The sequence below is a fragment of the Variovorax sp. 01T439_2 genome, assembly GCF_056398445.1.
Window position 1 is genome coordinate 1 of the sequence record NZ_JBFTPJ010000084.1, and the last position, 10,467, is coordinate 10,467.

11 protein-coding genes are annotated in these 10,467 nt (G+C 66.6%); 8 read left to right on the plus strand and 3 right to left on the minus strand.

The window, feature by feature from the left end:
* The 4 genes from AC1DOC_RS06300 to AC1DOC_RS06315 all read left to right on the plus strand — a co-directional run.
* A partial coding sequence (locus AC1DOC_RS06300) for a pentapeptide repeat-containing protein (protein ID WP_478129553.1) occupies positions 1–620 on the plus strand: 620 nt, incomplete at its 5' end.
* The gene (locus AC1DOC_RS06305) at positions 617–1,693 is read left to right on the plus strand and encodes a pentapeptide repeat-containing protein (protein ID WP_026284236.1); all 1,077 of its coding nucleotides are present in this window, start codon (positions 617–619) and stop codon (positions 1,691–1,693) included. The genes AC1DOC_RS06300 and AC1DOC_RS06305, both read left to right, overlap by 4 nt.
* Before the next feature lie 16 nt (positions 1,694–1,709).
* Entirely contained in the window at positions 1,710–2,411 is a 702-nt protein-coding gene (locus AC1DOC_RS06310) for a DUF3540 domain-containing protein (protein WP_244883446.1), read from the plus strand.
* Positions 2,412–2,436: 25 nt separating this feature from the next.
* Positions 2,437–2,823, plus strand: a complete 387-nt coding sequence (locus AC1DOC_RS06315) for a DUF4150 domain-containing protein (protein ID WP_012745371.1) — start codon at positions 2,437–2,439, stop codon at positions 2,821–2,823.
* Between the two features lie 19 nt (positions 2,824–2,842).
* On the opposite strand, the gene AC1DOC_RS06320 is transcribed toward AC1DOC_RS06315, so the two are convergent.
* From AC1DOC_RS06320 to AC1DOC_RS06330, 3 genes are read right to left on the minus strand one after another with little or no spacing between them, the layout of a single operon-like run.
* Positions 2,843–3,652 carry a PP2C family protein-serine/threonine phosphatase gene (locus AC1DOC_RS06320; protein ID WP_018906613.1) on the minus strand — a complete coding sequence of 270 codons (810 nt, stop codon included), beginning with the start codon at positions 3,650–3,652 and terminating at the stop codon, positions 2,843–2,845.
* Positions 3,645–5,552 (minus strand): type VI secretion system-associated FHA domain protein TagH, encoded by a 1,908-nt coding sequence (gene tagH, locus AC1DOC_RS06325; RefSeq protein WP_478080217.1) that lies wholly within the window; start codon positions 5,550–5,552, stop codon positions 3,645–3,647. The genes AC1DOC_RS06320 and tagH overlap by 8 nt, the downstream gene beginning before the upstream one ends.
* A gap of 43 nt (positions 5,553–5,595) precedes the next feature.
* The gene (locus AC1DOC_RS06330) at positions 5,596–5,967 is read right to left on the minus strand and encodes a TssQ family T6SS-associated lipoprotein (RefSeq protein ID WP_230537943.1); all 372 of its coding nucleotides are present in this window, start codon (positions 5,965–5,967) and stop codon (positions 5,596–5,598) included.
* A 23-nt stretch (positions 5,968–5,990) separates the two neighbouring features.
* Between AC1DOC_RS06330 and tssJ the strand changes: the two genes are divergently transcribed.
* The 4 genes from tssJ to AC1DOC_RS06350 form a co-directional block, all read left to right on the plus strand.
* Positions 5,991–6,647 (plus strand): type VI secretion system lipoprotein TssJ, encoded by a 657-nt coding sequence (gene tssJ / locus AC1DOC_RS06335; protein ID WP_230537942.1) that lies wholly within the window; start codon positions 5,991–5,993, stop codon positions 6,645–6,647.
* A 159-nt stretch (positions 6,648–6,806) separates the two neighbouring features.
* The gene (gene tssK / locus AC1DOC_RS06340; protein ID WP_018906609.1) at positions 6,807–8,186 is read left to right on the plus strand and encodes a type VI secretion system baseplate subunit TssK; all 1,380 of its coding nucleotides are present in this window, start codon (positions 6,807–6,809) and stop codon (positions 8,184–8,186) included.
* A gap of 8 nt (positions 8,187–8,194) precedes the next feature.
* Complete coding sequence (locus AC1DOC_RS06345; RefSeq protein WP_478129554.1) at positions 8,195–9,577, plus strand: DotU family type VI secretion system protein; 1,383 nt, start codon at positions 8,195–8,197, stop codon at positions 9,575–9,577.
* A partial coding sequence (locus AC1DOC_RS06350) for a type VI secretion protein IcmF/TssM N-terminal domain-containing protein (RefSeq protein ID WP_478129555.1) occupies positions 9,577–10,467 on the plus strand: 891 nt, incomplete at its 3' end. The genes AC1DOC_RS06345 and AC1DOC_RS06350, both read left to right, overlap by 1 nt.

Sequence of the window (10,467 nt, forward strand, 5' to 3'; positions counted from 1 at the left end):
GCTTCGAACGTGCCGGCATCTCCTATGCCCATGTGCTGGAGAAGTCCGTGATGCATGGCGTGCGCTTCGACCACGCACGGATTCACAAGATGTCGTGGATCGATTGCGATGTCAACGAACTGAGCTTTGCGCACGCCGAGCTCGATTCATGCGGATGGGTCAACACCGATGGCGCAGGCCGTCTCGATTTCTCGGCCGCACACTTGACGACCACCTGCTTCGTGGGAGAGAGCAGCTTGAGGAAGGTCTGCTTTCGAGGCGCCATGCTGCGCGACTGCAGCCTGCGTGGTATTGCGTTGGACGAAGCGGACTTTGCGAATGCGCGGATCGAGAACAGCGACTTCTCCGGGGCATCGATGCATCGCACGAACCTGGAGGGTGCCGACGCCAAAGGCGCGATGTTCGTGCGTTCGGACCTGACCCGGGCGTCGCTGCTGGATGCCGATCTCAGCGGCGCCATCCTGCAGAAGGCGGTGCTCGTGTCCACGGACCTGCGTCGTGCCAACCTGTTCAGGGCGGACCTGTCGCAATGTCTCATCGATGACAGAACGCTTTTCGACGGTGCCTATGTCGAGCAGGTCAAGACAGTTCCCTTGCGCAAGAAAGAGAAGGTGGAATGACCCCGGCCAGTGTGCAGGCGATGATCCATGGCGGAGAAACGATCGCTCGGAAGCAACTTCAAGCGCTCGACTTTCGGGGCATGGACCTCACGGGTGCCATTTTCCTGGAGACCGATCTGAGTGGTGCCGATCTGTCCGGTGCCAAGCTCGATGCGAGCATCTTCAAGCAGTGCAAGCTTGCCGGGGCCCGGCTTGATGCCGCGCATGTGGACCGTTGTGCATTCGAGCATTGCGATGCAACCGGGGTCCGGATGGTCGGCGCCACGCTCGACGGTGCCGCCTTCTACCAATGTGGACTGGCTGGCGCAAAGCTCGATGACGCAAATGCCGGCGTTGCCTCTTTTGCCAACTGCACGCTCGACCGCGCCTCGTTCGTCAATGTGCTGTCGGAAGCCCTGGTGTTCTCCGAGACCTCACTCGATGCCACCGACTTTTCCACGACGCTCCTGCACAAGACAGTGTTCTACCGGGCAGATCTTCGATCGGCAATCTTCCGCGGCAGCCGGTTCGACAAGGCTGTCTTCTCCGAGGCCAAGCTCTCGGGACAGAGATTCAATGCGCAGAAGTTCCTGCTTTGCCAGTTCATCGACGCAGAACTCGACGGATGCGACTTTGATGAGTCGATGCTGGTGCAATGCAACTTCAAGGGCGCCAAGCTCGAAGGCGCGAGCCTGAACCGGGTCCATGCGCCCCAGTGCCTCTTTCCGTCGGCCAAGCTCGATGGCGTCGGTTGCCGCGGCGCCCATTTCAATCAGAGCATCTGGGTCGAGGTACAGGCGCGCGGAGCCGATTTCTCCGACGCGAAACTGGAGCAGTGCATCTTCCAGCGTGCCAGCTGCAGCCATGCCGTCTTCGCAAGGGCGGACCTTACATACGCCGATTTTTCTCACGCCGATCTGCGTGGTGCCGATCTGCGGGGCGCTCGCTTCCTGCGCACCAAGGTTCACCGCGCGCAACAGGAGGGAACGAGATATGGCGACCGTGGTGGCTTGCTGTTGAACGACCCCGACCTGTTTGCCGCCGAGGAGTTCTCGGCACGCCGCCTCGCGCGTCCGGGCGCATATCCCTCTTGAAACTGGAAACTTCATCATGACCACACGCGTTTCCTCCGTGACGGCCATTCGTGACGATTCACCACGCGAAGCCGCGCATGCGTCCGAGCAGGGCGGAATGGTCAACACCATCGGCATCGTCACGGGCGTCTTGCCCGGGGGAATCTACAGCGTGCAGACCGAACGCCGGCAACTGCTGCGATGCGCACGGGCAGCGAGCTGCCTGCTGCGCCCGGCCGTCGGTGACACCGTGCTGGTGACGGGGCCCGACGCGACCCGCCTTTACCTGACGGCAGTGGCGGAGCAGGCCGACGCAAGCGCGTCGCGCATCGATGTGGCGGGAGACATGACGCTCGCTTCGGAGCGCGGAGCGGTCACCGTCGAGAGCTCGACGCACATCGCGATGCGTGGCGAACAGGGCCTGAGCCTGGATGCACCGCACCTCAGAATCAACGCTGAAGATGCCGATTGCCGGGTGGACCGGCTTCAATATCAGGGACAGGAGGCGGTGACCACCGTGCTTTCGATCCGTGTGATCGGCAGGGTCTACGAAGCCGTGATGGACCGTCTCGTGCATCTGAGCAAGACGGCATTTCGCATGACCGAGGACGTGGAGCATTTGCGTGCGGGACGCATCGACTACGAAGCCGCGGAGACGGCGCGTTTGCATGGCAAGAACACCGTCGTGACGGCGAAAGAAATCGTCAAGGTCGATGCCAAGCAGATTCATATGGGCTGATATTCATGGATCCAAGGAGAAACGCATGTTCGCCAACTGCCAGATGATGGGAATGGATCTCGCATTCCCCGATGTGTGCAAGACGCCGCCGGCCATTCCGATCCCCTATCCGGACTTCGCGTTGGGTCCGACGGCCATACCGAACGCGTACAACATCCTCTACATGTGCACGCCGGCGCACAACATGGCCACCGTCACGCCGCTGACCAACGGCGACAACGCGGGCGTCGCCATGGGTGTGGTGTCGCAAACGGTCATGGGCCAGTCCCGCCATCTGACGGGCGCCTTTACCGTTCTTCTCAAGGGAACTCCTGCCACCCGGATGACGAGCCTGACGCTGCAGAATTCCACCAACATGGTCGGCATGCGCATCGTGCCGAGCCAGTTCAAAGTGCTGATGCTCGCCGCCTGAGGGTGGCGAGCGGAGCTTGTCATGCCGCCGGCCGCGCCGTCCCCGCCAGCGTCACCTGCTGCGGAAACCCCACCCACACCGCCAGCGCCGAATAGTTGTCGCGCGACTCGTCGGCCTTGGCTTCGGCCGCGCGGCGCAGCAGCGCGAGCCATTCCTCGGCGCTGTCGGCCAGCTGCAGCGAGCGCTCCATCACCTGCTGCGAAATGAGCTGCCACAGGCCGTCGGTGCACAGCAGGAACGCGTCGCCATCGGCCAGGCGCTGCGGCGTCGACACGGTGGTTTCCGCCGTGGCCCGGGCGCCGAGCGCGCGGTACAGCAGGTTGGTCTTCACCAGCCGTTCGCCGCCGTTGGCACCATTGCCGAGGGCGGCTTCGCCCGAGCGCTCCGACAGGCTGTGGTCCTCGGTGCGCTGCATCAGCGCGCCGCGGCGGAACCAGTAGAGGCGGCTGTCGCCCACATGGGCCCAGCAGGCCTGGCCGCTGGTGCGGTCCACGAACAGCGAGACGATGGTCGCGCTCATGCGGCTCTGGTCGGCCAGCTCCCGCTGCTTGGCGAGGATGGCGTCGTTGGCGGCCTTCACGGCCTGCAGGATGTCGTGCTGCGCCACCGAGGGGTTGTCGACGAAGGTGTTGAGCGCAGTATCGACCGCAATGCGCGCGGCCAGCTCGCCGCCCGCGTTGCCGCCCACGCCGTCGCTCACGACGAAGCAGGCGTTGTATTCATCGAGGTGGTAGCCGATGGCGTCCTGGTTGCCGCTGCGCTCGCCGACGCAGGAGAACTGCGAGGTCGAGATGGGCACCGCGAACGCGCGGGGGGTGGTCTCAAGCACGGCGTGCCTCCTTCAAGCGTTCCATCTCCTTGTCGTAGGCCTGCTGGAAGGCCCGGCCGAAGACGGCCTGGAAGTCGTCCTCGACGGCCGCGGTGGTTTCTGCATGCAGCTTCTGCAGCTGGCGCCACAGGCGCGCCTCGCGGCCGCCGGGCAGCAGTTTTTCGCCCAGCCCGCCGTCGTGCGGCGTGGCGGTGTTGAGCGCCGCGGGATCGAAGCGCTTGAGCACCGTGAGCAGCGCGGCGCGCATGCCGGCCACCATGCCGAGCTGATGCGACTGCAGGTCGCCGAGCGCGTCGTGCACGGCGGCCTCGGGCGACAGGAAGCCGGGCATGCGCGCGCCGAACATCTGCATCAGCACGGCGCGGCCGTTGGGAAGGATCTTGAAGGGGTTGTTCTCCTCGTCGACGATCATCGTGATCTCGGCCCGCACTTCGCGCTTGAGCATGGCGCGCGACGAGAGCAGCTCGATGGTGCCGTCGGTGAACGCGCGCATGAGCCGGCCGAGGCGCCGCATGGCTTCGGCATCCAGCGGCTGCTGGCCGGCCACGTCGGGCACGCCGGCGCCTTCGAGGAAGGCCCTGAAGAGTTCGTCTGAAGAGGCGGGGGCCGATGGCGGCGCCGCGACAGGAACTGGCGTCGCGGCCACGGGCGAGGGCGCGGCAACAGGCTTCGGCTGCTGCGGTGCGGGCGGCGCAACATCCTCCACGCGCGGGGCCGCGACGGGCACCGGTGCTGGCGGTGGTGGTGGCGGCGGTGGCGGTGGCGCCGAAGGTGGCGGCTCAACCTGCGCAGACACCTGCGGCTCGGACGGCTTCGCGGCCGGCGGATCGAAGGGCACCGGGTTCGGCGGCCTGAACTGCGCCGCCAGTTCCCGCGCATGGTTCGAATGGCTGTAGCCCTGCGGGGCCGCCGCCGGCCTGGCCAGCAGATCGATGGCCGGATGCACATCGCTGAGCGGATCTTCGTGGGTCAGCGCGGTGGGGCGCGGATCGGAGAGCGGCGAGGGCGCGTCGTTGTCGGCGGCAAAGAAGGACAGCGGGTCCATGCCGCGCTTGAGCGCCACGTCGGACATGCTGTCTTCCGCACGCGGATTCAGCTCGGCCAGCGGATCGACCGGGTTCCTGCGCGCCTGCGAGGGCAGCTCGAAGGGCTCGTGCGCCATCGGGTCGGGCATGGGCTCGGAGGCGCTCGCCTCGCGGCGCGGCGCATTCGCGAGGATGGCATCCCAATCGGCGGCGGAGGGAATCTGCGAGGCGCTCGCCTGCGTGCTTGCCTGCGCGCTTGCCGGCGAGGGGGCTGGCGATGGCGATGCTGCAGGCACCGGCGCAGCGGCCAGTACCTGTGCAGGCGGTGGCGCCGGCACGGTCGGCGGCGGCATCGCCACGGTCACGGGCTGCGTCTCGCCAATCGGCAGCGCGCCGGCGCCGAAGAGGTCCGAGAACACATCGGAGACGGGGGCCGCCGGCAGCAGCGAGTCCATCGGCGCGGGCGCCATGGTGTTGGCGGGCAATGCGCTGTGCACAGGCGCGGCCGGCGGCCGTGCAGCCGCCATCAGCGGCGCAGCAGGCTCCGCGATTGCTGCGCGTTGCCCGCTCCCCGCCACCAGCACATAGCTTCCGATGGTCACGCGGTCGCCCTCGGCGATCGGCGCCTCCTGCTCGTGCTGCAGCGTGCGCTCGTTGACGCCGATGGGCAGCACCGCGCTCATGTTGCGCAGCACCGCCGCGCCGCTGTCGTCGAAACGCACCGTGGCCTGCAGGCGCGAGATCTGGCGCTGCTCGTCGGGCAGCACCAGGTGGTTGTCGGGGCTGCGCCCGATGGTTCCGCCGGGCGCCGCGAGCAAGGCCGAAGGGCCTGCGGCCACCGGCTTGCCGGCATGTTCGATCACCGTCCAACGCATGGCATCTCCGTGTTGATGTCGAGCCGTGGCTCCCTTGCGGCGTTCAACGCTTCATTCGCTTGGCGGCCTCGAAGGCGGGGCCCCACACCGGGTGCTTGCGTTCGGCAACGGTGAGGTCGAAGTTGGGGAACGCATCGATGAGCTTGCGGAACTGCGCGCGGCATTCGGGCACCTGGTTGGCCACGCAATAGCTGAAGGCCTCGAGCTTCATGGCCTCGAGCCGCGTGGCCGGCTCTGCGGCGTCGAACACCGAGACGCCGCCACTCTTGAGCGTGGTGATGGCCTTGGCGTAGTCGCCTTCGTCATAGGCCTGTTGCGCGCGCTCGAGCGTGCTGCGCGCGACTTGCTGGCTCAGGCGTTCGGGTTGCGGCGGCTCGGGCGGCGGCGTGGTCGTGCAACCAGCAACCAGAACCAAGGTGAACGCCAAAGCAGGCAGACATGACTTCAATCTTCTCTCCTACCTTGCAAAAGGCAATGCTTGAGATAGTGTGCCGCTGTCATGCGACAGGCACGCGATGCGACGCGATTCGTGCGCACGACTTCGATAATATAGGCCGCGAACCACTAGGGAAGATCTCAATGCATCGACGAACCCTGCTTCAAGGCGCACTTGCAACCGCACCGTTGCTGGGTGGCCTCAGTGGATGCGCATCGACTGCGAAGTCATTGCCCACGCCCTATGCCGTGACGATCAGGATCGACGATGGCGTCAACCCCGACGGACGCGGCCAGCCGGCGCCGATTCTCGTCAAGGTCTTCGAATTGAAATCTTCCGGTAACTTCGAGACGGCAGACTACTTTGCACTACAGGACCGCGACCGCGAAACGCTTGCAGCGGAACTCGTGAACGCCGACCAGGCCATCATGCGCAGCGGTGAAGAGCGTGTGTTCAAGCGCGAGGCAGGGCTCGACTCGCGTGCCATCGGCATCATCGCCGGCTACCGCAAGCTCGAGGCCGCACGCTGGCGCATCGTGCTGCCGCTCAAGGAGCCGAAGCAAACCAATCTCTACAAGGTGTGGCAGTTTTCTCCGAGCGAGCAAAACGTGCGCATCGCGATCCGCAAGAGCGGCATCGAGTTACTACCAAGTCGTTAATTTCGCGGCCTTGTAGTTAGAAAGTGCGAGAAATTCGCACGCTAAATGCGGTGCAAAACGTAAGAAGCGCCGTGTAGCATCAGAGAAAAAAACCGATTCAATCGGGAGGCCGTTAACGGGCGCCTCCCGCTTCAGTGTGGGCACTCCCCAGGAGGTTCTTTGGTGACAGTTCGCAATCCGGGCGCCGGCAAGCAGGGCGCCCTTCCGCAGGCGTTGGCGAATCGCGTGGTGTGGTCCGAAGGCATGTACCTGCGGCCGCAGCACTTCCAGCAACTGGAGCGCTATGTCGAGCAGTACGTCACGCGCCGCACCGCAGGCCTGCAAGGTGCCTATTGGGGATGGCTCAGCCTGGACATCGATCGCGATGCCCACGCACTCGGCCGCGTGTCGCTGCTCGGCGGCGCGGGCGTGCTGCCCGATGGCACGCCCTTTTCCTTCGGCGCCGAAGATGCACCGCTGCCTTACGAGGTGCCGAGCGACCTGACCGATGAACTCATCGTGCTCGCGCTGCCGCTGCGCCGCACCGGCAGCGAAGAGGTCATCTTCGCCGACGACGAGGGCTCGGCCGCGCGCTTCGGCGTGATCGAGCGCGAGGTGGCCGACGGCAATTCGGTGGCGCTCGGCCCGGCGGTGCTGCAGCTTGCGAAGCCGCGCCTGCGGCTTGCGCGCGCATCGTCGCTCACCGCGGAGTGGCAGGCCATCGGCGCGGTGCGCGTGATCGAGCGGCGCACCGACCACAAGCTGGTGATCGACGCCAACTACATTCCGCCGGTGCTCGATGCATCGGCGCACCCCATGCTGCGCAGCATGGTTGCCGAACTGCACGGCCTGCTCACGCAGCGCTCCGAGGCGCTGGCCTCGCGGCTCTCGCAGCCGGGCCGCGGCGGCGTGAGCGAGGTCTCCGACTTTCTTTTGCTCGAACTCGTCAACCGCTATCTCGCAACGACCTGGCATGCGCAGCATGCGGTGCAGGTGCACCCCGAGGAACTGTTCATCGACTGGTTCAAGCTGGCCTGCCATCTCGCCACGCACACCTCGCCCACGCGGCGCCCCGTGGTATGGCCCAAGTACGACCACGACAATCTCAACGAGACCATCCGGCCGCTGATGGAAGAGCTGCGGCGCTCGCTCTCGGCGGTGCTCGAGCAGAGCGCCATCGCCATCGAGCTGGAGGAGCGCAGCCACGGCGTGCGCGTGGGCCGCATGCCCGATCCGGTGCTGGTGCGCAACGCGGGCTTCGTGCTCGCGGTGCATGCCAACCTGCCCGCCGATGCGATCCAGCAGCGCTTTCCGACGCAGGTCAAGATCGGTTCGGTGGAGCGCATCCGCGACCTCGTGCAGCTGCAGCTGCCGGGCGTCACGGTGCGGCCGCTGCCGGTGGCGCCGCGCCAGATTCCATACAACGCGGGCTACCACTATTTCGAACTCGACAAGAGCGGCGACATGTGGCGCCAGCTCGAAAAATCGGGCGGCGTTGCAATGCACCTGGCCGGCGACTTTCCGGGCCTGGCCATGGAGTTCTGGGCAATTCGTCCGTGAGGGACCCTATGAACGGTGTCAACGACATGGCCGTCGGTCCGGGAGGCTTCGTGCCGCCCAACCCGGGCGGCGGCGCCAACAACAACGGCGGCAACGGCGATGCGGCGAACATGCCGCCGGCATCGCGCGGCGCGGGGCAGCAGCAACCGCAGTCATTCACCGCCTGGCATGACGCACGCCGTCCGCATGCGGGCGACACGGCGCTGGCCGGCAACAACCCGCTCGTGGYGGCGGCCAACCCGCTGCTCGACCTGATCCCGCAGATCCGCGCCACCGGCTACCACGATGCGCCCGCGCAATTGCGCGAACACCTGGTCGACGAGGTCCGGCGCTTCGAGACGCGTGCGCAGCAAAGCGGCATTGCGCCCGAAGTGATCATCGGCGCGCGCTACTGCCTGTGCACCGCGGTCGACGAAGCGGCCGCGCTCACGCCCTGGGGCGGCAGCATCTGGTCGTCGCAGAGCCTGCTCGTGATGTTCCACAACGAGACCTGGGGYGGCGAGAAATTCTTCCAGCTGCTGTCGCGGCTGGTGCAGAACCCGCAGCAGCACCTGCAGCTGATCGAGCTCATCTACTTCTGCCTGGCGATGGGCTTCGAAGGGCGCTTCCGCGTCATCGACAACGGCCGCACGCAGCTCGAAACGCTCAAGCAGCGGCTGCTGCAGATCATTCGCCAGACGCGCGGCGAAATTGCCGTGCCGCTGTCGCCGCACTGGCAGGATGCGAGCGCGCCGGTGCGCCGCACGCGCAACTGGGTGCCGCTGTGGGCCGTGGGCGCGGTGGCGGCGGTGCTGCTGGTGCTGGTGTTCGGCGTGCTCACCTTCAGCCTGGCGGGCCGTTCCGACGGCGCATTCGCCGCGGTCAATGCGGTGCGCCTGCCGCAGACGCAGCGTGCCGTGGCGGTTGCGCCGGCACCGCAGCCGCGGCTGCAGCGCTTTCTCGAACCCGAGATCCGCGACGGCCTGCTGACGGTGCGCGACGAGGCCGACCGCAGCGTGGTGGTGCTGCGCGGCGACGGCCTGTTCGCATCGGGCTCCGACCGCGTGCTCGACCGCTATGCGCCCGTGCTCGCGCGCGTGGCCGATGCGCTCAATTCGGTGGAGGGCAATGTGCTCATCAGCGGCTTCAGCGACGACCAGCCGATCCGCAGCGTGCGCTTTCCGTCCAACTGGCAGCTCTCGCAGGCGCGTGCCGATGCGGTCAAGAAGATGATCGCCACGCGCGTCACGCGGCCCGAGCGCCTGCGCGCCGAAGGCCGCGGCGATGCCGACCCGCTGGTGCCCAACGATTCGCCGGCCAACCGTGCGCGCAACCGGCGGGTCGAAGTGACGCTGCTGGTGGCACCCGTGGCCGCAGGCGCCGCTCCTGCACCGCAGGGAGGAACCCGCTGATGCTGCGCGCGATTTTCCGTTTTCTCGTGAGCCGCGACCTGTGGGTCTTTCTCGGGCTGCTCGCCGTTGCGTTCCTGATCTGGATCATCGGCCCCGTCATTGCGGTGGGCCGCTACCGGCCGTTCGAAAGCGAGTTCGTGCGCATCGTGGTGATCGCGCTGATGTTCGCGATCTGGATCGCGCGCGTGCTCTACCGCAAGTGGCGCGAGCGGCGCCTCAATGCGCAGCTRCTCAACCAGCTGCGCACGCCGTCGCCCAAGGAGAAGGCCGCCAAGCCGGAAGATGCGCCCGAGATCAAGGAGCTGCAAAGCGGCTTCACCGACGCCACGTCCATCCTGAAGAACATGCGCTTCGGCGCCGATGCCAGCGGCAAGCCCGCGGGGCGCTTCGCGCTGTTCGACCGCCAGTACCTGTACCAGCTGCCCTGGTACATCTTCATCGGCGCGCCGGGCTCGGGCAAGACCACCGCGCTGGTCAACTCCGACCTCGACTTTCCACTGGCCGACCAGCTCGGCAAGGCCGCGGTGCGCGGCATCGGCGGCACGCGCAACTGCGACTGGTGGTTCACCAACGAGGCGGTGCTGATCGACACCGCCGGGCGCTACACCACGCACGAGAGCAACCGCGAGACCGACGAGGGCGAGTGGAAGGGCTTCCTCGACCTGCTCAAGAAGTTCAGGCCGCGCCAGCCGATCAACGGTGCCATCCTCACCATCAGCATTGCCGACCTGCCGCTGGCCGACGACGCGCAGCGCGCGCGCCACGCGATGGCGCTGCGCAAGCGGCTGCTCGAACTGCGCAACGGCCTGGGCATCAATTTTCCGGTGTACGTGCTGGTCACCAAGACCGACCTGCTGGCCGGCTTCAACGAGTACTTCGGCGCGCTCGGC